This is a genomic window from Allobosea sp. BK604, from assembly GCF_004341515.1.
Classification (GTDB): domain Bacteria; phylum Pseudomonadota; class Alphaproteobacteria; order Rhizobiales; family Beijerinckiaceae; genus Allobosea.
In genome coordinates, this window is sequence record NZ_SLZF01000005.1 from 388,439 (window position 1) to 412,079 (window position 23,641).

Annotated in this window: 16 protein-coding genes; 8 read left to right on the forward strand and 8 right to left on the reverse strand. The window is 67.8% G+C overall.

Annotated elements, in window-relative coordinates; genetic code table 11:
* The first annotated feature begins 65 nt into the window (after nt 1–65).
* From EV560_RS17710 to EV560_RS17730, 5 genes are read left to right on the forward strand one after another with little or no spacing between them, the layout of a single operon-like run.
* Complete coding sequence (locus EV560_RS17710; protein WP_248312105.1) at nt 66–776, forward strand: FadR/GntR family transcriptional regulator; 711 nt, start codon at nt 66–68, stop codon at nt 774–776.
* Nucleotides 777–788: 12 nt separating this feature from the next.
* The gene (locus EV560_RS17715; RefSeq protein ID WP_465247018.1) at nt 789–2,366 is read left to right on the forward strand and encodes an ABC transporter substrate-binding protein; all 1,578 of its coding nucleotides are present in this window, start codon (nt 789–791) and stop codon (nt 2,364–2,366) included.
* A 54-nt stretch (nt 2,367–2,420) separates the two neighbouring features.
* Nucleotides 2,421–3,383: an ABC transporter permease gene (locus tag EV560_RS17720; protein WP_131857097.1), complete on the forward strand. Its 963-nt coding sequence runs from the start codon at nt 2,421–2,423 to the stop codon at nt 3,381–3,383.
* A gap of 2 nt (nt 3,384–3,385) precedes the next feature.
* Nucleotides 3,386–4,282 carry an ABC transporter permease gene (locus EV560_RS17725; protein ID WP_465247019.1) on the forward strand — a complete coding sequence of 299 codons (897 nt, stop codon included), beginning with the start codon at nt 3,386–3,388 and terminating at the stop codon, nt 4,280–4,282.
* Between the two features lie 24 nt (nt 4,283–4,306).
* Nucleotides 4,307–5,224, forward strand: coding sequence for a dihydrodipicolinate synthase family protein (locus tag EV560_RS17730; protein WP_131857099.1), 918 nt, complete (start codon nt 4,307–4,309; stop codon nt 5,222–5,224).
* Between the two features lie 128 nt (nt 5,225–5,352).
* Here EV560_RS17730 and EV560_RS17735 read toward each other — a convergent pair whose 3' ends face one another.
* Nucleotides 5,353–6,327, reverse strand: coding sequence for a DMT family transporter (locus EV560_RS17735; protein WP_131857100.1), 975 nt, complete (start codon nt 6,325–6,327; stop codon nt 5,353–5,355).
* 333 nt (nt 6,328–6,660) lie between these two features.
* Between EV560_RS17735 and EV560_RS17740 the strand changes: the two genes are divergently transcribed.
* Complete coding sequence (locus EV560_RS17740; protein ID WP_131857101.1) at nt 6,661–6,948, forward strand: hypothetical protein; 288 nt, start codon at nt 6,661–6,663, stop codon at nt 6,946–6,948.
* 327 nt (nt 6,949–7,275) lie between these two features.
* Here EV560_RS17740 and EV560_RS17745 read toward each other — a convergent pair whose 3' ends face one another.
* From EV560_RS17745 to EV560_RS17780, 7 genes are all read right to left on the reverse strand, one after another.
* Nucleotides 7,276–13,881 (reverse strand): autotransporter domain-containing protein, encoded by a 6,606-nt coding sequence (locus tag EV560_RS17745; RefSeq protein ID WP_165923520.1) that lies wholly within the window; start codon nt 13,879–13,881, stop codon nt 7,276–7,278.
* A gap of 515 nt (nt 13,882–14,396) precedes the next feature.
* Nucleotides 14,397–15,092 (reverse strand): molybdate ABC transporter substrate-binding protein, encoded by a 696-nt coding sequence (locus tag EV560_RS17755; RefSeq protein ID WP_131857103.1) that lies wholly within the window; start codon nt 15,090–15,092, stop codon nt 14,397–14,399.
* A gap of 4 nt (nt 15,093–15,096) precedes the next feature.
* The gene (locus EV560_RS17760) at nt 15,097–17,220 is read right to left on the reverse strand and encodes a molybdopterin cofactor-binding domain-containing protein (protein ID WP_131857104.1); all 2,124 of its coding nucleotides are present in this window, start codon (nt 17,218–17,220) and stop codon (nt 15,097–15,099) included.
* Nucleotides 17,217–17,696, reverse strand: a complete 480-nt coding sequence (locus tag EV560_RS17765) for a (2Fe-2S)-binding protein (protein WP_131857105.1) — start codon at nt 17,694–17,696, stop codon at nt 17,217–17,219. The genes EV560_RS17760 and EV560_RS17765 overlap by 4 nt, the downstream gene beginning before the upstream one ends.
* A 4-nt stretch (nt 17,697–17,700) precedes the next feature.
* On the reverse strand, nt 17,701–18,669 hold the full coding sequence (locus EV560_RS17770; protein ID WP_131857106.1) for a Bug family tripartite tricarboxylate transporter substrate binding protein: 969 nt from the start codon (nt 18,667–18,669) through the stop codon (nt 17,701–17,703).
* 92 nt (nt 18,670–18,761) lie between these two features.
* On the reverse strand, nt 18,762–19,493 hold the full coding sequence (locus EV560_RS17775; protein ID WP_248312106.1) for a fumarylacetoacetate hydrolase family protein: 732 nt from the start codon (nt 19,491–19,493) through the stop codon (nt 18,762–18,764).
* Nucleotides 19,494–19,791: 298 nt separating this feature from the next.
* Nucleotides 19,792–20,472 carry a FadR/GntR family transcriptional regulator gene (locus EV560_RS17780; protein ID WP_131857108.1) on the reverse strand — a complete coding sequence of 227 codons (681 nt, stop codon included), beginning with the start codon at nt 20,470–20,472 and terminating at the stop codon, nt 19,792–19,794.
* A 261-nt stretch (nt 20,473–20,733) separates the two neighbouring features.
* Here EV560_RS17780 and EV560_RS17785 point away from each other — a divergent pair, with 261 nt between their 5' ends.
* Both EV560_RS17785 and EV560_RS17790 read left to right on the forward strand, forming a co-directional pair.
* Nucleotides 20,734–22,515 carry an ABC transporter permease gene (locus tag EV560_RS17785; RefSeq protein ID WP_131857109.1) on the forward strand — a complete coding sequence of 594 codons (1,782 nt, stop codon included), beginning with the start codon at nt 20,734–20,736 and terminating at the stop codon, nt 22,513–22,515.
* Nucleotides 22,515–23,624, forward strand: a complete 1,110-nt coding sequence (locus tag EV560_RS17790; protein ID WP_131857110.1) for an ABC transporter ATP-binding protein — start codon at nt 22,515–22,517, stop codon at nt 23,622–23,624. Before EV560_RS17785 ends, EV560_RS17790 begins: the two co-directional genes overlap by 1 nt.
* Nucleotides 23,625–23,641: the final 17 nt, after the last annotated feature.

Consider the following 23,641-nt stretch of genomic DNA (forward strand, 5'->3'; position numbering starts at 1 on the left):
CAGACGAAGGGCATCGGCCGGCGCTCCCTGGCGCATCACCCATGCCAATGACGAGGTCGAAGGCCGTGAACCGGACGATCAGGCCCCTGGTGAAGCCGCAATCGCTGCACGTCTCCGTGCTCGAAAGCGTCAAGGCCTATATCGACGAGAGCGGCTTGCCGCCGGGCAGCCAGCTTCCGCCGGAGAACGACCTCGCCCAGCAACTCGGCGTCAGCCGCAACTCGGTGCGCGAGGCGGTCAAGGCGCTGGAATCGGTCGGCATCCTCGAGACCAGGCGCGGCATCGGCATCTTCGTCAGCGACTTCTCCTTCGCGCCGCTGCTCGACAACCTCGCCTTCGGCCTGCGCGGCCGGCTCGATGATTTCGAGGAGCTGCTGACCATTCGCCGTGCGCTCGAAGGGGCGCTGATCGGCCGGACGGTGGAGGTGATCGGCGCGGACGACATCGCCGAACTGCGCGCCATCACCGGCGAGATGAAGGCCCGGGTCGATGCCGGCGAAAGCTTCCTGGAGGAGGATCGGCGCTTCCACCGCACGCTGTTCCGCTGCCAGAACAACCAACTCCTGCTGAAGCTGCTCGACATCTTCTGGCAGGCCTTCGTCAAGGCCTCGGATTTCATCAATCTCGACAATCGCGACCCCGTCGCGACCTGGCGCGATCACCACGAGATCGTCGAAGCGGTCGCGAAACGCGACGCCGAGACGGCGCGCCAGCGCCTCGACCACCACTATCACGGCATCTCGAAAATAATCGCAGCCAACAAGGCGGCGAGCTGATGGGAGGTTACCATGGCCATGAGGACGTATCGTAAGGCGCTGATCTGCGCAGCTTTTCTGGCCGGCACGATGATGACGCCGGCCTTCGCCCAGACCAAGACGATCACCGGCGGCTTCGATGTCGGCCCGGGCGGCCTGCAGGGCAATTTCAACCCGATGACGGCGCCCGCCGGCTACACCTGGCTCAGCACCTATTTCGAGCCGCTCGTCACCTATGATGCCGGCCTGACCAAGCTCGTGCCGGCGCTGGCGGCGAGCTGGGAGATCAGCGACGACAAGCTGAGCTATACCTTCAAGCTGGCGGACGAGACCTGGCATGACGGCCAGAAATTCAGCGCGGCCGACGTCAAGTTCACCATCGAGCTCAACAAGAACCCGAAGACCGCGAGCCTGCTCTCCGCGCGCCTGGCGGCCGTCGACAGCGTCGAGGTCAAGGACCCGCGCACCGTCGTCGTCAAGCTCTCCAGGCCCGACAACGCCCTGATCGTCAGCCTGACCAAGATGATGATCCTGCCGGCGCATGCGCTCGCGGGGATCGCACCGGAGGACATGGCGAAGAACGCGATGTGGTCGACCAAGCCGATCGGCACCGGCCCGTTCAAATTCGTGCGCTACGAGACCGACCGCTTCGTCGAGCTCGCCGCCAACGAGAGCTATCGCGGCGGCAGGCCCAAGGTCGACCGGCTGATCAACCGCTACTTCGCCAACGCGGCCGCGGCGATCTCGGCGCTGCGGGCCGGCGAGATCCAGTTCACCTATATCGAGTCCGACGACGTCCCGACCTTCAAGGGCAACAAGGACTACACGATCATCGAGGGCGCTTCCTACGTCGCCAACTATATCGGCTTCAACAACCAGGTGCCGCTCTGGAACGACATCCGGGTCCGCCAGGCGGTGATGCATGCGATCGACCGCAACGCGATCATCGACAGCCTCTACAAGGGCTCGGCCAAGAAGGCCGATTGCGGCTATGTCGAAGGCAGCCTGATCCCGAAGGGTCTCGACGAATACGCCTACGATCCGGCCAAGGCGACGAAGCTGCTCAAGGATGCCGGCTGGGACAAGATCAACGGCGCCAAGCCGATCTCCTGGATCACCTATTACAACAACCCGCTGACCGCCAATGTCATGGCCGCGATCCAGTCCATGCTCGCCCAGGTCGGCATCAACGTCGTGCCGCGCGCGCTCGATCCCGCGGGCTATAACGGCATCGTCATGTCCCGGACCTCGAATCCGGCCGATTTCCCGCTGGTCTATGCCGGCCTGCAGAACGGGCCCGATCCGGGAACGCTGAATCTCGGGCTGAACGAGAGCCAGATCCCGCCGGTCGGGCAGAACTTCCTGCAGATCAAGATCCCCGAGCTCAACGCCGCGCTGAACGCGGCCGTCGCCGAGACCGACCAGGCCAAGGCGACGACGAAATACCAGGACGTTTGCGCCGTCATGAACAAGACCCTGCCCTGGGGCACGATGTGGGTCGCCAATCGCTACGGCGTCGCCTCGGTCAAGCTCAAGGACTTCGTCTGGACGCCGGCGCCGGGCGGAGGCCCGTTCGCGGCGACGCCGGAGAAATGGTCGATCGCGCCCTGAGCCGGCGGGAGGGCGCCGGACGCCCTCCCCGTCCCCTCGACGACGGACGGACCCATGCTTGGCTTCTATGTGAAACGGCTCGCCGCCGGACTGATGATGCTGATTGCGCTCAGCATCATGGTGTTCGTGCTGCTGCGTCTGACACCCGGCGACCCGGTCGACGCCTATCTCAATCCGCTGGCACCGCTGAGCCAGGTCGAGATGGACGCGCTGCGCCAGCGGCTCGGCCTCGACCAGCCCTGGCCGGTGCAATATCTCGCCTGGCTCAGCGCGGCGCTGAGCGGCGATCTCGGCTATTCGATCGATCGGGCCGGCGTGCGTGTGCTGCCGCTGCTGATCGAGCGCACCGGACCGACGCTGCTGCTGATGCTGACCGGCCTTGCCATGGCGATCGTGCTGGGCATCACGGCCGGCGTCGCCGGTGCGGTGAAGCGCAACTCCGCCATCGACGTCGGGCTCGGCGTGCTCGCCTTCATCGCGATCTCGACCCCCGCCTTCCTCAGCGCCCTGCTCGGCCTCTACGTCTTTGCGGTGGTGTTGCGCTGGGCCCCTTCGGGCGGGATGCTGACGCCGGGCGCAGCTTTCTCGCTCTCCGATCTGCTGGCCCACCTCATCCTGCCTGCTTCGCTGCTCGCCATCGGCTATTCCGCGCTCTTCATGCGCTACATGCGCTCCTCGATGATCGAGGTGCTGAACCAGGACTATCTGCGCACGGCGCGGGCGAAGGGCGTCGACGAGTTTGCGGTGGTCGTCAGTCACGCCCTGCGCAACGCCATCCTGCCGGTGATCACCCTGATCGGCTCGACCATCGGCGTCGCGATCGGCGGCGCGATCTTCATCGAAAGCGTCTTCGACTGGCCGGGCATGGGGCTCCTGATGGTCAAGGCGGTCGAGACCCGCGACTACCCGGTCATCATGGGCGCGACGCTGCTGGTCGGCACCGGCGTCATTCTGGTCAACCTCCTGACCGACCTGGCCTATTCGGTGGTCGATCCGCGTATCCGGGTGGACGGATGATAGTGGATGCTCCCATCGCCGCGAGCGCTCCGCCCTTGCGAGGCCAGGGCCGAAGCCCGCTGCAGCGCGCGCTTGGGCGGTTTTTCCGCAATGGCGCGGCGATCGCAGGACTGCTCATCCTGGTCCCCGTGCTGCTCGCCGTGCTGACCTACCCGCTCTGGTGGCGCTATGCCCCCAACAGCATCGATCTGCGGGCGCTGAACTCCGGGCCGACGGCGGCCCATTGGCTCGGCACCGATGGTGTCGGCCGCGACACGCTGGCCCGCCTGCTGCAGGGCGGGCGGATTTCGCTGCTGATCGCGTCGGTCTCGGTCGCGATCTCGCTTTTCGTCGGTTTCGTCGTCGGCGCGCTCGCCGCCTTCGGCGGGCGCGCCGTCGATGGCGTGATCATGCGCTTCGTCGATCTCGCCATGACGCTGCCCCCGGTCATCCTGCTGCTGGTGCTCGCCTCAATCACCGGGACCGGCATCCTGCCGACGATCTTCGTGATCTCGCTGCTGTCCTGGCCGGTGCTGTCGCGCATGGTGCGGGCGCGCCTCCTGGAGTTGCGCGAACGCGATTTCGTCGTCGCCTCGCGCGGCTTCGGCGCCGGGCTCGGGCACCTGCTCTTCCGCCATGCGCTGCCGAACTCGCTCGATATCCTGGTGGTCTACGCTTCCCTGCAATTCGCCAATGCGATCCTGCTCGAGGCCGGCCTGTCCTTCCTCGGCATGGGCATCGTCCCGCCCGAGGCGAGCTGGGGCAACATGCTGAGGGCGGCGCGCTCGACCGTCGTGCTGGAACTGCACCCGATGCAGTGGATGCCGGCGGGCGCCGCGCTCGTGGCGACCGTGCTCGCCATCAACTTCATCGGAGACGGCCTGCGCGACGCCTTCGATCCCCGCACAGACCTCAAGTGATCCAAGCAGAGGAAGTCTCGTTTCATGACACGTTTCCACGGAGTGGTCCCCCCGGTCGTCACCCCTCTCACAACGGATTTCCGGGTCGACTACCCGTCCTTCACCCGCGTCATCGAGCATCTGCTCGCTGGTGGCGTCGACGGGCTCTTCGTGCTCGGGTCGACCAGCGAAGTCGTCTTCCACGGCGATGACGAGCGCCGGAAGATCATCGAGCACGCGGTCAAGATCAACAATGGGCGCGTGCCCATCTTCGCCGGCGTGATCGACCCGACGACCGACCGCGTCATCCGGCACGCCAAGGTCGCCCAATCGGCCGGCGCCGACGCGCTGGTGGTGACCGCGCCCTTCTACACCCGCACCAACCAGGCCGAGACCATCGACCATTTCCGCTATGTGCGCGAGGCGGTCGACCGCCCTGTGATCGCCTATGACATCCCCGTTTGCGTCCACATCAAGCTGGAGCGCAAGACGACCGTCACGCTGGCCCGGGAAGGTACCGTGGCGGGCCTGAAGGATTCCAGCGGTGACGACGGCAATTTCCGCTTCGTCAGGCAGGATTTGGCCGACAGGCCGGATTTCTTCGCGATGACCGGGTCCGAGATCGTGGTCGACAACGCCGCGCTGATGGGCGCCCAAGGCGTCGTTCCCGGCCTCGCCAATGTCGATCCCGCGGGCTACGTCAATCTCTGGCGGCTGACCCAGGCCGGGAAGTGGGACGAGGCGCGCAAGGAGCAGGAACGGCTTTGCCGCCTGTTCGAGATGGTCTGGATCTCGCTCGGCCGCACCAGCGCAGGCTCCGCCGGCGTCGGTGCCTTCAAGACGGCGATGCAGCTTCTCGGCATCATCGACAGCAACACGATGGCCCGCCCGCAACGCTCCCTCAACGCCGAAGAAGCGGGGGCGATCAAGGTGATTCTCAAGGATACCGGGCTTCTCGGTTGATCCAGGACACGCGCGACCATTGCAATCGCCAGCGGCACGGGTGCTGGAGAATTTTCGCGATTCGGAGACACGCGGAAGTGCTCCAGCCGCCGAGCGCGGGTAGCCGTCATGGACCGGTTGGCCGGGATTTACGCCGGGTTGCGGCGAGCGCGGCGAAGCTCGGTGGCGGTGTGCCAGACGACGGCTCCGAAGATGATCGCGCCACCCACCATGGTCGCGAGTGGCGGTTGTTCTGAAAACAGCAGCCAGACCCATAGCGGCGTCATGACGATTTCAACCGTGCCGATCAGGGCTGCCTCGGCTGGCGGGAGATGCCTCGCCCCGATGATGAACAGCACCAGCGCGACCGAGAAATTGGTACCGCCGAAGGCCGCCAGGACGATCCAGTTATGGGCATCGAGCGAACCCGGCGAGCTGAACGGCACGAACAGCACGAAGGTCAGCAGCGCGCTGATCATGATCGACGGCATGGTCGGAAGCTTCGGATCCAGCCTCGGAAGGACGATGACGCCCGCGAAGGTCGCGGTCATCAAAAGCGCCAGCAGATCGCCGAGGACGGTCCCGCCTCCGATCGACGCGGAGATGATGATCGCCACGCCGATCAGGCAGACGAGCCCCGTCAGCATCGTGCGCGGCACGATCGGCTCCTTCAGGAGCAGCCGGCCGAGCACGGCTGCGATGAAGGGGGCCGTCGCGTAGATGACCGCGACATTGGCCACGCTTGTCGTGAAATAGGCGCCGAGGAAGGCAGCCTGGCTGATCGTCTGGCAGGCGATCATGGCCAGGCCGGCCGGAGCGAATGCGGCCCGCCATTCGCGCGTGGTCCTTGCCGCGCCGAACATGAGCATCGGCACGATCAGGAACAGCGCGGCAAAGAGCGAGCGCCAGGCGATCGCAGTCCAGGCATCCGTCGTCAGCAGGCGGGAATAGATGCCGCTCGCACTCCAGGCGACGGTGGCGGCCAGCACGAAGAGTGCGCCGCGGGCATGTTGGTCAGGCTGGGTGGTCAAGTCACGCTCGAACGGGCTTTGCAGTGGGCACTTAGATCGATTCCCCGGTCGCAGGCCAACGGGATAACCTGCGCAGAACCTAAGAGCGGACATTGTCAGGCCCCGTCAGGGGCCGCGGACCTCACCCGTCCGCAAACGGGATTGCCCGCCAGAGCTACCTCGATGCGCTTCTGACCCCTGATACACCCAAAGCCGCGGTTCCGCTTGCGGGCGCCAAAGCGGCGGGAGATGGGGGCCTAACGTCCGCTACCCGCCCCCGGGCGAGGCAGTGGTCGATGGGCTCTGAGAGGCCATAGGCATTACCGCGCGCGCGGCCAACACCTTGCGGCGGTTGGCCGATCGGCCGAATGGTGAAGGCGTTGCGCAGGGAGTGACGATCACGTGCCGAAGCTACTCTATTGCCGGCGATGCCGGCAGGACATCCCCATGCTCGACGAAGACGAATGGGAGGACATCCATCCGCTGCTCACGAGGTGGGTTGAAGACGTCAAGGAATACCGCAGTCGGCACCCCGACGCCGATCTTCAGGAAGCTCGGCGGCACGTTCATGACCCTGGCGTCTTGCAGCGATATTTCGAGCTTACGGGCTTCCGGGAAACAAATATCAACGCAATCTGGCATCATCGGGCGAGCTACTTTGGTCCCCCATGCCCTTCCTGCGGAAAGCCCTTTCGTACCCCGATGGCCCGATTTTGCGCGGAATGCCCGGATTGATCACCGTGCTTCCGCAGGTTCAACATGCGCCGCCTTCTGCCGGCATGCGCAGCGCTCCGTAGGCCCGCTTCCGGCCAAGGCGCCGGAGCCCGTTCCGTATCCCCGCCCCGGCCGCCTTGTCCGGCCGGGTGACCAACAGGTTTGGGGGGCACAAGTCTGGTGTGCCTCTCTGGCCGGCTTGCCGCTGCGCCAGGAGCGGAATTTGAATTGCGGCCCGGAACCGGACCTCCCGGGCAAAGCAAACGGAAGTCAGTCCAACCGCCATATCGGCGATCTGCAGAGCGGCGTGTCCGAACCGGATCTCTTTGGGGCTGCGGCCCCGCGCGATCAGAACCTCACCGCGAGGTTGGCCTTGAAGGCGTGGTCCTGGGCGTCCTGGGCGAGCTGTCCGGTATAGGACACGCCCAAGGTCGCGCTCTTGCTGATCGCGACATCCAAGCCGGCCTCGATCAGCGCGGCGTTCCTGGCGATCGGCAGGCCCGAGACCGTGAACGGGTTCGCGCCGGCGAAGGCGAGCGTCGCCTGCGGGTCGACATCGCCGAAGGCATGGCGCCAGGCGAGGCCGCCGCGCAGGGTCAGGTCCATGCCCGAGAGCGCGAAGGAGGTCGAGGCCCTCAGTCCGAGCGTCGAATAGCCCACGCTGGTATCGTCGCTGCGGCCCGACAGCGCCGCGATGCCACCGGTCTCGTTGAAACCGTCGGTGTGGAGGTTGACATAGGCCAGCCCGGCGAAGGGCTCGAGCGCGACCTGCCCGACATCGAAGCGATAGCCGAGCTCGCCGAAGACCTGGGCCGTGCCGGCATTGTAGTCGCTCTTCAGGCTGTTGCCGAAGCCGGCGAAGGCGACCGTGCGGCTGGTCTCGACATCATGCCAGGTGTAGCTCGCACCGGCTCGGAGCCCGAGCGCGCCCCACTGTCCGCCGCCGTAGAGGCCGATATGGTAATTGTCGCTCTCGCCCGAAGAGAGCCTTCCCTTGGCGTCGAACTCCGAGCGGCTATAGCCGGCGAGCAGGCCGAAGCGCATCGTGTCGAACGCGGCGACATCGGCGCCGATGAGGAAACCGCCGGTCGAGCGCGTCAGCTTCTGGGCATTGCGATCGCTGTCGGTCCGACCCCATGAGCCGTAGCCCTGGCCCCAGACGGCGAAGCGTTCGGTGGCGAGCCGGGGCAGCGGCCCCTTCACGGCGGGCGCAAGATCGGCGGTGAAGCCATAGTTCATGGTCGCCATCGGCGCCGCGCCGACCGAGCCGAAGGCCGAGCGCAACCGGTCGATCGCGGCCGAGCGCAGCAGCGAGCTTTCCTCGACGAGCGCCGTCCTGGCCGAGGCATGGATCTCGCCGGAGAGCAGGTCGAAGGCGCTCCGGGCCGAGGCCGCATCGAGCATCAGCAGGCTGTTATAGAGCGCCAGCGTCCCGCCGACCTGCGGCAAGCTGTTGAGCCCGACCGCCGTGGCGTATTGGTTCGGCGTCTGCGCCACCGTCTGGAACACCGCGGGCGGCGTGACAGGCGGAGCGACGGGAGGCGTGCCCGGATCGGTCGGGGTGCCGGGATTGCTGCCCTTGACCTGAATGCTCAGGCCAACCTCGCCCGAGCTCGTGTCGAGCGCGAGATCGAGGAAAGCCGAATTGGTCGTCACGCCGGCGAAGCTGCCGACGACCCCGCCGGCCGCGGTCAGGATCGTATAGTGCTGGCCGTTGGTATAGCTCGTCTGCGGATCGAGCGCGGCGATCGTGACATTGCTGCCCGTCACCGTCGCCGATCCGGTGACGATGATACGGTCCGAGCTGCCATCGCCGGCGATCTCGACCGCATAGGTCGAGCCCGGGGCCAGCAGGAGGTTGCCGTTGATCGTGATCGTGCCGATCGAATTGCCCGGCGCGATCGTGCCGCCGGCAAGCACGGTGGTCGCGCCGAGCGCGCCATTGCCGCCGAGCGAAGCGCCGGAGAGCACCGTGATGGCCGAGCCGGCGAGCGAGCCATTGACCGAGAGCTTGCCCGCCGCAACCGTGGTCTGGCCGGTGAGGCCACTGGTGCCGGTCAGGTTGAGGTTGCCGGCGCCGGTCTTGGTGAAGCTGCCGCTTCCGTTGATCGCGTTGGCGAAGCCGGCGTCGACGGGCTGGTCGATGATGAGCGCCGCATTGTCCAGGATCGCGCCGCTGCCGAAGCTCGTCGCGGAGCCGATCAGCGTGCCGGCAGCGATCGTGGTCCCGCCGGCATAGCTGTTGGCGCCTGTCAGGGTCAGCGTGCCCGCGCCGAGCTTGGCGAGCGAGCCGGCGCCCGAGATCGCACCGGCGAAGCTGACCGCATCCGAGCGGTTGAAGGCGAGCGTGCCGTTATTGACGACATCGCCGGTGATCGAGCCGGTCGTGCCGCCGGCGCCGAGCTGCAGCGTGCCGGCGCTGATCGTGGTGCCGCCGCCATAGCTGTTCGTCCCGGTCAGCACGAGCGTGCCCGTGCCCTGCTTGTCGAGGCTGCCTGTCCCCGAGACGGCGCCGTCCAGCCGCAGTTGCGTGCCACCGGCCACGTCGAAGCCGCCGGCCGCGGCCAGCGTCACGGCGCGAGCCGTCGTGAAACTCGCCGTCGTCGCCAGCGTGCCGCCGTTGAAGGTCAGCCCGCCGGCGAGTGCGCCGAGATTGGCATCGGCCGAGACCTGGAGCGTGCCGGCATTGATCGCGGTGCCGCCGGCATAGGTGTTGACCGCGCCCAGCACGATCGTGCCGGCGCCGGTCTTGGTCACGCCGCCCGCGCCCGCGATCACGGCATCGATCGTCGCGCTCAGGCCGGGATCGATGCGCAGCTCCGCGCCGGCACCCCCGACCAGCAGGGCGCCCGGCCCGCTCAGCACGTAACCGTCCGTGGCGAATTGCAGGCCGGCGATCTGCTGGTCGCTCGCGATCGTCACTGTGCCGCCAGCCGGGCCGGCGAAGACGGCCGTCAGGCTGTTCCAGCTGTCGCGCGCCGTGCCCGTCGCGTTGGTCCAGTTCGTATCCGCCGCGTTCCAGGTGCCGCTGCCGCCATGGACCGTGCCATCCGGCGTGGTGGTGGCGCCGTTCCAGAACTGCAGGCCGTCGCGGCTGGCGACGAGATTGACCTGGTTCAGCGTCGCCGTCTCGACGCTGAAACTATAGCCCGCCGGCACGATGCCCATGTCGAGGCCGTTATTGATCAGGGCCGCACCGTAATCGAACAGGCGGTAGGTTCCGGCGGAGAAGCCGGGCTGTGGCGCGATGTTGATGATGCCGTCGAGGGTCAGGTTGCCGTTGACCGAGACGAGATCGTTGACGCCGCCGCCGACCACGCCCGGTGTGCCGAGCTCGTAATCCAAATGGGAGGATGAGTTCAGGACCAGCGATCCGAGCGTCAGAGTGCCCGGGCTCGCGCCCGGCGCGAGGCGCGCGCCATCGGCGAGCGTCACCGCGCCCGCGATGCTGCCGGTACCGGCCAGCATGGCACCGGACGCCACGCTCACCGCCGTGTTGTCCAAGGTGCCGGTGACCCGAAGCGTGCCGCCCGACACCGTGGTCGCGCCGGTATAGCTGTTCGCGCCGGTCAGGATCGTCGTGCCGCTGCTGGTCGACAGCGAGGCGGTGCCCGACACATTCGAGATCGCGCCGCCGGCGGAACTGATCGCGCCGCTCAACGTGCCGTTGGTCAGCGTGCCGCCGGCGAGGCTGATGCTGTTGATCGTTTGCGCGAGGCCGCCGAGATCGAGCGTGCCGCCGGAGCCGATCGAGGTCGCGCTGCCCGGGCTGAAGGCGTTGCCGGCGCTGGCGAGCAGCGTGCCGCCGAGAATGGACGTGGTCCCGGTATAGGCGTTCGTTCCGGTCAGGGTCGTGGTGCCGGCGGTGACCGTGAGCGAGGCGGTTCCCGACAGATCCGATATGGCGCCGCCGGCGGAACTGACCGCGCCGCTCAGCACGCCATTGGTCAACGTGCCGCCAGCGAGACCGACGCTGGCGATCGTCTGCGCGAAACCGCCGAGGTCGAGCACGCCGCCGGCGCCAACCGACGTCGCGCTGGCAGCGCTCATGGCATTGGCGGCGCCGGCCAAGAGCGTGCCACCGGACACGGAGGTCGCCCCGGTATAGCCATTGGTCCCGCCGAGCGTCGTCGTGCCGGCGGTGATCGTGAGCGAGGCAGTGCCCGACAGGTCCGATATGGCGCCGCCCGTAGAGCTGATTGCACCCGTCAGCACGCCATTGGTCAGCGTGCCCCCGGCGAGGCTGACGGCGTTGATCGTTTGCGCGAGGCCGCCGAGGTCGAGCGTGCCGCCGCCAAGCGACGTCGCGCTGGCGGCACTCATGGCATTGGCGACGCCGGCCAGCAGCGTGCCGCCGGAAACGGAGGTCGCCCCGGTGTAGCCATTGGTCCCGCTGAGCGTCGTCGTGCCGGCGGTGATCGTGAGCGAGGCGGCGCCGGACAGGTTCGCTATCGCACCGCCCGTAGAGCTGATCGCACCGGTCAGCGCGCCGTCGGTGAGCGCGCCGCCGGAGAGGCTGACGGCGTTGATCGTTTGCGCGAGGCCGCCGAGATCGAGCGTCGCGCCAGGGCTGACCGATGTCGCGCTGGCGGCGCTCATGGCGTTGGCGGCGCCAGCCAGCAGCGCGCCGCCCAAAACGGACGTGGCTCCGGTATAGGCGTTGGTCCCGGTCAGGGTCGTCGTGCCGGCCGTGGTCGTGAGCAGGGCGGCGCCCGACAATCCCGATATCGCGCCGCCCGTGGAGCTGATCGCACCGGTCAGCGCGCCGTCGGTGAGCGTGCCGCCGGAGAGGCTGATGCTGTTGATCGTCTGCGCGAAGCCGCCGAGATCGAGCGTGCCGCCGAGGGCGATCGATGTGGCGCTGCCGGCACTGAAGGCATCGGCAGCGCCGCCGAGCAGCGTACCGCCGGACACGGATGTCGCCCCGGTATAGCTATTGGTGCCGCTGAGCGTCGTCGTGCCGGCGGTGGTCGTGAGCGCGGCGGGGCCGGACAGGCCCGATATCGCACCGCCCGCGGAGTTGATCGACCCCGTCAGCGTGCCATTGGTCAGGGTGCCGCCGGTAAGGGAGATGCTGCCGACCGTCTGCGCGAAGCCGCCGAGATTGAGCGTGCCGCCGGTCGAGATCGTGATCGGGCCGGCCGCGCCGAGCAGGTCATCGACGAGCGTGGTGACGGTGCCGCCGCTGATCAGGGTCTGGCTCGCGGCGAGCGCTCCGAGCAGCGAGAGCGTTCCGGTTCCCGTCTTGGTGAAGCTGCCCGATCCGGCGATGCCAGAGAGGGCGAGGCTTGCATCGGCCTGGATGGTTCCGCCGCTCGCCCCCAGCGTGATGAGACGCGCGGTGGTGATGGGAGACGTGGTGCGCAATGTCCCGCCGTTCAGCGTCAAGGCGTTGGCCACCAGGCCGAGGCTGGCGTCGGACGCGATCGAGAGCGTGCCGGCATTGATCGTCCAGGCGGGCGTCAGGAGCGACGAGCCCGTCAGGGTCCAGGTGCTGCTGCCCTCCTTGGTCAGGGAGGTGATGCCGGTAAAGCTGCCGCCGCCGGCATTGACGGTGGAGACGTCGAAAATCCCCGCGCTCGCCCCGCCGAGCGCAAGCGTGGTCGTGCCGGCGCCGACGACATTGCCGGTGATATCGTAACCGCCTTCGAGGGTGAGGCGGTTGCCCGTGCCGGAGAAGGTGATCGCGTTGGCGGGAACGCCGCCACCGCCGCCCAGCCCACCGCTGACAGTGCCAGCCACGGTGATCGTGGAGCTCGCGGCGGTGATGGCGGCGCCGCCCAGTCCGGCCGCGCCGGCAACACCGGACGCGACGGCCGCCCCGCCCACTCCGCCGTTGCCGCCGGCGCCACCCAGAACCGATGTTCCGGTCCCGACGGTCAGGGTCGCGCCTGCGGAGAGCTGGATGCCGACGCCGCCGGTGCCACCCGCACCGCCGGCCCCGCCGGTGGTCAAGGCAGCGCCGCCGGTGCCGCCCGCGCCGCCGGAGCCGCCACTAATGATCGAGCCGGCGTTCTGCAGCAGCATGCTCCCGCCGGCGATGGTCACGCCGATACCGCCCGCGGCGCCTGTGCCTCCGGCTCCGCCCGGCAGGCCGACCGCCTGCGCGGTGCCGCCGGTTCCGCCCGTTCCGCCGGCGCCGCCGATCACGCTGGACTGGATCGTCACCGTGCTGGACGAGGATACCAGCCCCGCCCCACCGCTGCCGCCGGCCGCGCCGAGACCGCCCGCCCCGCCGCTGGCGGAGGCTCCGCCGCTGCCACCGAAACCGCCCGCGCCGCCGGTGATGACGTTCAGGACCGTGAGGGAGCCGTTGGAGATTCCGACGCCGAAGGCGCCGCTGCCGCCGCCGCCACCGGACCCGCCGACGCCGACGGAGGAACCGCCGCCCACGCCGCCATTGCCGCCATTGCCGCCGGTCAGCGTCGCCGTCGTGCTGTAGATTTGGCCCGCGCCGCCGAGCACGGCAGCGGCACCGCCGCCGCCGCCACCACCACCGCCGCCGCCGGCAGCGACAGTCGCGTTGCCGGCCGCGCCGCCATTTCCGCCGCGGCCGCCGGCGAGCGTCGTGCCGATGGTTTGGCTCGTGAAGACGGAGAGCCCGAAGCCGCCACCGCCACCGCCGCCGCCGCCGAAGGCCCCGAGCGTGCCGGACCCGCCGGCGCCGCCATTGATGGTTCCGGCACCTCCGCTAGAGGTCGATCCGCCGCCACCGCCGCCGCCGCTACCGCTGCCGGAGGCGGTGACGCCGCCACCGCCGCCGCCCAGGCCGAGCGACGCACCGCCCGCACCGCCCGCGCCCGTGGCGCCGCATCCGGTGCCCGCGGTTTGTCCGGAGGCATTGTTGCCATCAGGGCAAACAGCCAAGGCCTGCGGCTGCGGGATCAGCAGAACAAGCGGGAGGGCGGTGCCGGCAAGCAGCAGCGCTCGGAAAGGATGCGAAGCGTATCCCATGTGAAACCTTATCCGGCGAAGGGGCATGCCCTCGTGGTGCGTCGTCACAACCTTGCCCCAAGATGGAACGCACGGGATCGGTCGCTGCAAAGCTAGATTGGATGAAAGACTTAACCTAACGCAATATCGCTTACGCCCGAGTCGAGCTGTTCGACCACGCCGACTCATCGTTCAAACAGCCCATAGTTGCGGCTGGCACAAAAAAGGCAAAGGCATAGCGACCGATTTCGGCCGCTGAATGCCTAGAGCATTTCCGCGTTTCTTCGAATCGCTAAAATGCTCTAAGCTTTTGTTTTATCACATTTTCTTTACGCGAACCGGTGTCCACTTCGCTCGAAAATGATCTAGGGTCTGTCCTCATATTGGAGCGTGTCGTGACGCGGGGCATTTTGCCCCGGGGGCAGGAGCGTGGCTGCCGCAAACCGCCCGGTTTGCAAGGCCGCGCGGCGCACCAGCCGGGCAAAAGGCCCGCGCACCTGCGGGGTCGGGCGAAAATGGCCGACTGCTGCGCCGGTTCAGACGAAGCCGCATCCCGCGCGCAGCCGGGCATGATGCTCCGAGGTCAGAAGGCCCAGCAATGACAAGGCCGCATCGCGCTGCGACGAGGACGCTATGATCCCGGCCGTATAAAGCGTCTTCAGATCGAAACCGCGTGGAAGCGTTGCCGCAACCATGACGCCCGGCGTCATCCTGATCTCGGTGACCTGCGTGCAACCGATCGCCCTCGCCTCGGCGGCGGCGGCCAGGGCGCGCATCGCGGTCGCGCCATTCGGGAAGGTTCGCAAGCGGGACGAAACCTCCGAAGCGATTCCGAGGCGCCTGAGGACATCGGCGAAATGAACGCCGGCCGTGGCCTGTTCCGGGTCGGGAAAATAGATCGCATCGGCGGCGAGCAAGGCCGCGCGCAGCGAGGCTTCGTCTGCCACGGCGGGCGCCGGAGTGTCGTCGCGCACCGCGATTGCGGTTTCGACGCCGCCGAGATCGACAATCGTCTGGGGCATCACGACGCCCTCCCCACCGAGCGCCCGCACGATCGCCGAGGTCAGGATCACCAGATCCGTCAGGTGGCCAGCGGCCAGCCTGGCGCGCATGGCGCCGACCGCTCCGAATACGCCGTCGATCTCGTAGCCGGAGGCTGCAGTGAATTCGGCTTCCAGCGCCTTGACGAGGCCCTGGGCCGCGCCACCGCTGAGAATACTGAGTTTTGGCACTTGGCTACTCCATTGCCGCAATGATGCGGTCGCGCGTGATCGGCATCTGCCTGACCCGGACACCGAGTGCGGCATGGACCGCGTTGGCGAGGGCAGCAGCCACCGGTCCCTGCGCCGCCTCGCCCGCGCCGAGCGGCGGCAGTTCCGGGCGTGGCACGATCTCGACCCTGGCCGCCGGGACCTCGCTGAAGCGCAGGATCGGATAGCTCTCCCAGGAGCCGCTCGTGACCTCGTCCCGGCTGAAGCCGACCGCCTCCTTCAGCGTCCAGCTCGTCGCCTGGATGGCGCCGCCCTCGATCTGGTTGACCACGCCATCGGGGTTGATCGCTTCGCCGACATCGACCGCGATCCAGAGCTGCGTCGCGCGCGGCTCCGCCTCGACATCGACCTCGGCGACGACGGCGCAATACGCACCGCTGTTCTTGTAGCGTGCCATCGCGAGCCCGCGGCCGCGCCCGTCCGGGATGGTGGCGCTGCCCCAGTCCGCCATGGCCGCCGCGCGCTCCAGCACGCAACGGGCGCGCTCGTCCGCGAGATGGCGCAGCCGGTAGGCGAGCGCATCCTCGCCGAGCTCATGGGCGATCTCGTCCATGAAGGATTCGATCGCGAAGACATTGCCGAAGGCGCCGAGCGCGCGCATCGAGGAGGTGCGCAGCGGCATGGTCAGCAGGCGGTTCTTGGCGATGTGCCAGCGCGGAAAATCGTAGATCGGCACCGCGTTGCGCTGGGCGCCGCCACCGGTCGCCAGTCCGGGATCCTGCGCGATATAGCGCGGGAACGGCTGCGCCAGGTCGAAGGCCGCAAGCAGGGCCGGCGTCTCCGCCCTCCCCGGCCGCGCGACATAGCCATTGCTCCAGATCTCGTGCCGCCAGCCGAGGATGTCGCCATTCGCCGAGAGATCGGCGGCGATCTCGATCGCCATCGCCGCACCGAAGGGCGCACAGGCCAGTTCGTCGGCCCGCGACCAGCGCACACGCACCCGCCTGCCCTCGACCGCCCGCGCCAGAAGCGCCGCGTCGAGCGCGACGTCGTCGGCGCCGTTATGGCCGTAGCAGCCCGCGCCTTCGGCATGGCCGACCTCGATCCGGTCGACCGGGACGCCGAAGACCAGCGCGAGGTCGGCCCGCAGATTGAAGACGCCCTGGCTGTGGCTGAGGACGTGCAGATCATCTCCCGTCCAGGTGGCGATGGCGCAGGACGGCGCGATCGAGGCATGGGCCAGATAGGGCTTCACATAAGACCGCGTCAGGCTGCGCGCTCCTGGTGGCGCCGCGCCCTCGCCGCGCAAGTCGACGACGGAGGCGTCCGCCGGCTGACGCTTGAGCCAGCCTGCCAGGTCATGCGCGTCCGGCAAGTCAAAGCCACCGGACCATTGCGCAGCGGCAGCGTGCCGGCTCAACGCCGCCTCCGCCTGCTCCTCCGTCTCGCAGACGACACCGACGAAGCTGCCGTCGCGCACCAGGGAAACCAGGCCGGGGATATCGGCCAGGCGGCCTTCGTCGAGCGCCGACAGGGACGCGCCCGGCCGCGGCGGCCGCAGGACGCGGCCATGCAGCATCCCCGGCAGCACGAGATCATGGATGAAGGGCCGTGTCCCGAAGACCTTGCCGGGAATGTCGATGCGTTCGACCGAATGTCCGGCAAGGGAACGCCGGGCCACGGCCTTGGCGCGCACCGCGGGATCGGCCTCGCGCGCCAGCGAGACCTGGTCCGCAAGCTCCCAATAGCTCGTGGCCAGGTTGCCGGGCCCGGAGATGACGCCGTCCTCGACCGCCAGCGCCGCTGCATCGAGCGAGAATTGCCGCGCCGCTTCGGCCAGGAACAGCGCCCTCGCCTGCGCCGCGACCTGGCGGACCGACATGCCGCAATCGGAGACGGAGAGGCTGCCCGAGGTCACGCCTTCGTTCGGGCTCAGCGCCGTGTGGGCCGGCACGAGCCGAACGCGATCGATCGCGATGTCGAGTTCATCGGCGCAGATCTGCGCGAGAACGGTCAGGATGCCCTGGCCGATCTCGACCTTGCCGGGCGAGAGCGTGACATGGCCCTCGGAGGAGATGCCGAGCCAGCGGTCGAGCCGGGGCGTCGCCCGCAGGCCGGCCGGGAGCGCGGGCGGCGCGGTGGCGCTCATGGCGCGCCTGCCCGCATCTCGACCGCTGCCCGCTGCACGGCCCGGACGATCCGGTTATGCGCCCCGCAGCGGCACAGATTCGGATCGAGCGCGGCGCGGATCGCGCTCTCGCTGGGGTCGTGGTCCCGCGCCAGCAGCGCCGCCGCGCTGATCATGATGCCGGAGATGCAATAGCCGCACTGCATCGCCTGCTCCGCGATCAGCGCCGATTGCAGCGGATGCGGCGCGGCGACCGTGCCGAGGCCTTCCACCGTCGTGATCGCACGGCCCGCGACCGACCAGAGCGGCGTGTCGCAGGAAGGCACCGGCTGACCGTCGACGAGAACCCGGCAGGCGCCGCACAGGCCCTCGCCGCAGCCGAAGCGCGCGGCCTTCAGGCCGAGCTCGGTCCGCAGCACGTCGAGTAGCATCGCCCCCGGTGCGGAGGCGATGCTGCGGGCCGTGCCATTCACCACTAGCGTGGTTTCGCCGCCCATGGCGTCAGTTGACCTTGATATTGGCCAGTTCGATGACCTTGGCCCATTTGGCGATGTCGGCCTTGATGAACTCGCCGAACTGCGCCGGGCTCATATCCATCGCGACCGTGCCCTGCTTGCCCCATTCCGCCTTCACCTCCGGGCGCGCCTGGGCCTTGCGGATCTCGGCATTGAGCAGGTCGATGACCGGCTGCGGCGTTCCGGCCGGGGCCATGAAGCCGAGCCAGATGGTCGCCTCGAAATCCTTCAGCCCGGCTTCCGCCGCCGTCGGTACGTCAGGCAGCAGGGCCGAGCGGGTGGCGCCGGTGGTCGCGAGCGCGCGGACCTGGCCGGCGGCGATGGTCGGGACCATGGTGGTGACGGAATCGATCATCATCTGGACATGGCCGCCGATCACGTTGGTGCGCGCCTCGCCGCTGCTGCGATGCGGCACATGGACGATATCGGTTCCGCTCAAGGCCTTGAAGCCTTCGCCGGCGAGATGATAGGGCGTGCCGACGCCCGAGGAGGCATAGTTCAACGCCTTCGGCTTGGCCTTTGCCAGCGCGATGAATTCCGGCAGCGTCGTCGCCTGGATGGTCGGATTGACGACGATCACCAAGTCGGCGGAATTGACCGGCGCGATCGGGACGAGATCCTTGGTCAGGCTATAGCCCTTGTTCGGGACCAGCGTCTCGTTGGCCGTATGCGTGTTCGACATCATCAGCAGCGTATAGCCGTCCGGCGTCGCCCGCGCCGCCTCCACCGTGCCGATGACGGCGCCGGCTCCCGGCTTGTTCTCGATCGTGAAGGGCTGCTTCAGCGCCTCCGACAATTGCTGGCCGATCGCACGCGCATAGATATCGGCCGGGCCGCCGGCGCCGAAGGGCACGATGACCCTGACGCCGTGGCTCGGATAGGACTGGGCCGCCGCTGTTGCGGCAAGACCCAGCGATGCCGCAAGGGCAACGCACAGAACTCCGATCGAACGCATCCTTTTCCTCCCCGAGATGAGCCGCTTTTCGCGGCGTTTTTCGCAATTGCGGCTTCAGGTGGCCTGTACCGCTTCAGGTGACTTGCGCGGCTTCAGGCGACCTGGTTTTCGAGCACTCCGATTCCGCCGATCTCGATGCGCACGACATCGCCCTTCCTCAGGAATTTCGGCGGGTTGAAGCCGAGGCCGACGCCGACCGGCGTCCCGGTCGCGATCAGGTCGCCCGGCTCGAGCGTGATATAGGCCGAGATCGTGCTGATCAGCGTCGGGATGTCGAAGATCAGGTCGGCGACCGAGACATCCTGGCGGAGATCGCCATTGACCCAGGTCCGCAGGTGCAGCTTGCGCGGGTCGGGCGCCTCGTCGGCGGTCATCACGGCCGGGCCCATCGGGCAGAAGCCGTCAATGCCCTTGCCGATCACCCATTGCCGATGCTTGTGCTGGAGATGACGCGAGGTCACGTCGTTGATGATCGTGTAGCCGAAGACGTGGTCGAGCGCGTCCTCCCTGGAAATGCCGCGGCCGCCCTTGCCGATCACGACCGTCAGCTCGCCCTCGTAATCGACCGAGGAGGTCGGATCGAGATAGCCCGGGATGGTGTCGCCCGGACCAATGACCGCGGAAGGCGGCTTGGTGAAGATCACCGGCGCCTCGGGCACGATCTCCTTGGCGCTGGCGTCGAAGCCGCTCTGCGCGAACTCGCGCGCGTGCTCGTGGTAGTTCTTGCCGACGCAGAAGATGTTGCGCGCCGGGCGCGGGAACGGTGCGTGCAGAGTCGCTTCCGCGAGCGCCAGCCGGGGCGCCTGCGCGACGAGATTGGTCAACCTATCCAGACCCTCGGAGTCGAGAGCGCAGCATGCGGCCATGCTCTCCGGAGCGCCCGGAACCTGCGAGAGATCGGCGATCAGATCGCCTTCAACGGCACCGAGCCTCTTATTTTTCGACGTATTATCAGTCTTTTGGCTGAAGATGACGAGTTGCATGACCCTTGCCCGCTCGAAGGCGCCAAAATGGCGCGGTCCGCAAGAGGTAGAACGCCGCGTTCAAAGCTGTCAACCAAATGCCGCGATCGCGACCTGTTTCGGCGATATTGGTCGACCAATTCAGATTGCAGCTCGTCCGTCAGCGGCCGAGCAGGTTATTGCGCACGCGCTCGAGATGCCCGAGCAGGGCCTTCTCGGCCCTCGCGACATTGCGCGCCCGCAGCGCAGCGACGATCTCGTGGTGCTCGCGGCGATAATGGTCGCGGCGCTCGGCGCTGAGGCTGCGGCGCTTCAGCTCGCCCCATTCGGTCAGGTCGCGAGCCCGCGTGATCATGGCGTAGAGCTCGATGACCAGCCGATTATGCGTCGACGTGGCGATGGCCTGGTGCAGGGCGGCGTCCCAATGCTCGAATTCCTCGAAGCCATCGGCCGCGTCGCCGTGACGGATGCATTCGTCGAAGCGGGCGAAATCGGCCTGGTCGGCATTGATGGCGGCGAGCTGGGCGAGCTGGGGCTCGAGCAGCAGCCGCGCCTCCATGATCTCGGCCGGGCTCGCGGCCGGCGGCGCCACCTCGGCCGGCGCCGGCGCAGGCTGCGGCTCCTGCTCGCGGACATAGGTGCCGCTGCCGATGATCCGCGTCACGGCGCCGCCGCTCTCCAGGACAGCGAGCGCATCGCGGACGGCCGAGCGCGGCACGCCGAGTTGCTCCGCCAGGGCGCGCTCGGTCGGCAGCTTGCCGTTGGCGCGGTAGGCGCCCGACTTGATGCTGCCGATGATATAGTCGCGGACCCTGAGATCGTGGCGTGTCGTTGTGTCCATGATCGCGTCTTGATTGCTTCGTTGCTCGCGCAGCTCTTGATTGGTCTACCAATTTCGCCGCGGGAAACAAGCGGTTTCGTAATGATCCCTGATCTGTCCCCGTCTTGCGCTCACGCTTTGGCGACCTCGCGACGAATTGGTTGACAGCCCGGAAACCAATCGTCAGGCTGCCCCAAAATCAGATCAAGAAATTCGCTCCGGGAAACGTCCGATGGTTGAGATACAGCGCCGCCCGCGCCGTGCGGGCGATGGAGCGCGGCTGTGAGTCAGGCGACGCTTGGACGCGTCAGCCTGGAGCGCGGCCGCCCGGCGAGCCTGTCGACGGCCAGGCCCCCCTCACGCCTCGCCCGCATCTTCAGCCTGGAGAACCTCGTCATGGGCGGGGCGATCGCAGCCCTGTTCGTGCTGGTGGTCTTCCCGCTCTGCTTCCTGCTGATCGGCAGCGTCTGGGGCGATGGCGGCTTCACGCTGGAGTATTTCTCGGAGGCGCTCTCCGGTCGGCTCTATCTCCAGGCGCTGCTCAACTCGCTGGTGCTGGGCGCCTGGACCGGGTTGTTCAGCCTGCTGCTCGGCCTGCCGCTGGCCTGGGCCGTGGCGCGCACCAATGTGCCGGGCAAGGGGCTGATCACCCTGACCGCGAACCTGTCCTACCTCTCGCCGCCGTTCCTGACCGCGATCGCCTTCGTCAACCTCTTCGGCCCCAATGCCGGCCTGATCAACGCCTTCTTCCGCGACGTGCTCGGCCTGCCCTGGCTCGGCTTCAACATCTTCTCGATGCCTGGCCTGGTGCTGGTCACGGTGCTGCACACCTTTCCTTACGTCTACCTGCTCGCCTCCAGCGCCCTGCAATCGGTGGATGCCTCCTATGAGGAAGCGGCCCAGATCCTCGGCGCGAGCAAATGGCGCACCGTGCTCTCGATCACCACGCCGCTGGTGATGCCGGCGATCCTGTCGGGGGTGCTGCTCGCCTTCGTCAATGCCATCGCGCTGTTCGGCTCGCAGGCCATCATCGGCCTGCCTGGCCGCATCGTCACCCTGCCGACGCGGATCTACTCGCTGTTCGACTACCCCGCGCAATACGGGCTGGCCTCGGCGCTCTCGCTGCTCTTCGTCGTGATCACGATCGCGGCGCTCTACCTGCAGCGCTCCTATCTGGCCAAGCGCTCCTTCGTGACGCTCGGCGGCAAGGGCGCGCGCCCGCAGCTCATGGATCTCGGCTGGGCCAAATGGCTGCTCTTCGGCTTCTGCCTGCTGGTCTTCTTCGTCTCGATCGTACTGCCCTACGCCACCCTGATCGCAGTCTCGCTCTCGAAATCCTGGGGACTCGCCTTCTGGAAGGGGCTGACGCTCGAGCATTACCGCTTCGTGCTCTTCGACTATGACGTGACCCAGCGCGCGATCCTCAACTCGCTCGGGCTGGCGACGGTCGCGGCCACTGTCGCGGTCTTCCTCGGCGCGATCATCGGCTGGATCGACATCCGCACCCATATCCCCGGCCGCAAGTTCCTCGACTATGCGGCGCTGGTGCCGCTTGGCCTGCCCGGCATCGTCATGGCCGTGGCGCTGATCCAGTTCTGGCTCTCGATGCCGATCGCGCTCTACGGCACGCTGGCGATCCTGCTGCTCGCCTATGTCGGCCGCTATATCCCGCTCGGCGTGCGCGCCGCCAACACCTCGCTGCGCCAGATCGACCCGACGCTGGAGGAGAGCGCCCGCATCCTCGGGGCAAGCTGGGTCCACACCCTGAAGGAGATCACCTTGCCGCTGATGCGGCCAGGTCTCTTCGCCGGCTGGCTGCTGGTCTTCGTGCCGGTCATCCAGGAGCTCAGCGCCTCGATCCTGCTGTTCTCGTCGAGCTCGATGACGCTCGCGGTCGCGATCTACAATCTCTACGAGACCGGCTACACCGAGCCCGTCGCCGCGCTCGCCATGATCAACATGGCCATCATCGCCGTGGCGATCACGCTCGCCCGCAAGATCGGCGGCGGCGGCATCGGCAAGGATCCCGACAAAGCACCCGCCGCCCAGGGAGGAACCGCCTGATGGCCAGCATCACCATCGCCGCGATGTCGAAGAGCTATGGCGGGCGCTATCTCCAGATGCCCGCCCTGCAGGATCTGGACCTCGCGATCCAGGACAACCAGTTCATCACCCTGCTCGGCCCCTCCGGCTGCGGCAAGACCACGACGCTGCGGCTGATCGCCGGCTACGTCACGCCCGATACCGGCACGATCCATGTCGGCGACCGGCTGGTCTCCTCGCCCGCCGGCGTCGTCTCGCCCGAGGCGCGCGGCATGGGCATGGTCTTCCAGAATTACGCGGTCTGGCCGCACAAGACCGTCTACGAGAACATCGCCTTCGGCCTGAAGCTGCGCAAGCTCTCCTCGGGCCAGGTCCGCGACAAGGTCGAGGAGGCGCTCGGCCTCGTCAACCTGAAGGGGCTCGAGGGCCGCTTCCCCAACGAGCTTTCCGGCGGCCAGCAGCAGCGGGTCGCGCTGGCACGATCGCTCGTGGTCGAGCCCGACATCCTGTTGCTGGACGAGCCGCTCTCCAATCTCGACGCCAAGTTGCGCGAGAGGATGCGGGGCGAGCTCAAGCAACTGCAGCGCCGCACCGGCATCACCTTCATCTATGTCACGCATGATCAGGCCGAGGCGCTGGCGCTGTCCGACCAGATCGCGGTGATGCATGCCGGGCGGCTGCAGCAATTCGGCTCGCCCTTCGAGGTCTACAACAAGCCGGCAAACCGCGTCGTCGCCGATTTCATGGGCCTGGTGAACCTGGTGCCCGGGCAGATCCGCTCGGTCAATGGCGACAGCGCCGAGATCGAGGCGGATGGCGGGCTGGTGCTGGCGGCCCCGCGTCCGGCCGGGATGGCAGCCGGCGCGCAGGTCGACATCGCCATCCGGCCCGAGAACGTCCGACTGACCGCCGAGCCCGGTGCACTCTCGGGCACGGTCAGCGAACTGACCTTCCTCGGCAATCTCTGCGAATACGTCGTCACCCTCCCCGGCGGCCGGAACCTGCGGGTCCAGACCCATCCCCTGCAGCAATTTGCGGTCGGCGAGAGCGTCGGCATCGTCATCGACCCCAGCCAATGCAGCCTGTTCCCGCGCGAGCCGTCAGCCGACGCCCTCGCCTCGGCCGCATGAAAACTGACTTTCTACGG

Excerpts from the sequence above, each read along its gene's own strand:
- EV560_RS17715 (WP_465247018.1), top strand. The coding sequence starts at position 789 with ATGGCCATGAGGACGTATCGTAAGGCGCTGATCTGCGCAGCTTTTCTG.
- EV560_RS17720 (WP_131857097.1), top strand. The coding sequence starts at position 2,421 with ATGCTTGGCTTCTATGTGAAACGGCTCGCCGCCGGACTGATGATGCTG.
- EV560_RS17730 (WP_131857099.1), top strand. The coding sequence starts at position 4,307 with ATGACACGTTTCCACGGAGTGGTCCCCCCGGTCGTCACCCCTCTCACA.
- EV560_RS17735 (WP_131857100.1), bottom strand. The coding sequence starts at position 6,327 with ATGTCCGCTCTTAGGTTCTGCGCAGGTTATCCCGTTGGCCTGCGACCG.
- EV560_RS17740 (WP_131857101.1), top strand. The coding sequence starts at position 6,661 with ATGCTCGACGAAGACGAATGGGAGGACATCCATCCGCTGCTCACGAGG.
- EV560_RS17745 (WP_165923520.1), bottom strand. The coding sequence starts at position 13,881 with ATGGGATACGCTTCGCATCCTTTCCGAGCGCTGCTGCTTGCCGGCACC.
- EV560_RS17760 (WP_131857104.1), bottom strand. The coding sequence starts at position 17,220 with ATGAGCGCCACCGCGCCGCCCGCGCTCCCGGCCGGCCTGCGGGCGACG.
- EV560_RS17765 (WP_131857105.1), bottom strand. The coding sequence starts at position 17,696 with ATGGGCGGCGAAACCACGCTAGTGGTGAATGGCACGGCCCGCAGCATC.
- EV560_RS17770 (WP_131857106.1), bottom strand. The coding sequence starts at position 18,669 with ATGCGTTCGATCGGAGTTCTGTGCGTTGCCCTTGCGGCATCGCTGGGT.
- EV560_RS17780 (WP_131857108.1), bottom strand. The coding sequence starts at position 20,472 with ATGGACACAACGACACGCCACGATCTCAGGGTCCGCGACTATATCATC.
- EV560_RS17790 (WP_131857110.1), top strand. The coding sequence starts at position 22,515 with ATGGCCAGCATCACCATCGCCGCGATGTCGAAGAGCTATGGCGGGCGC.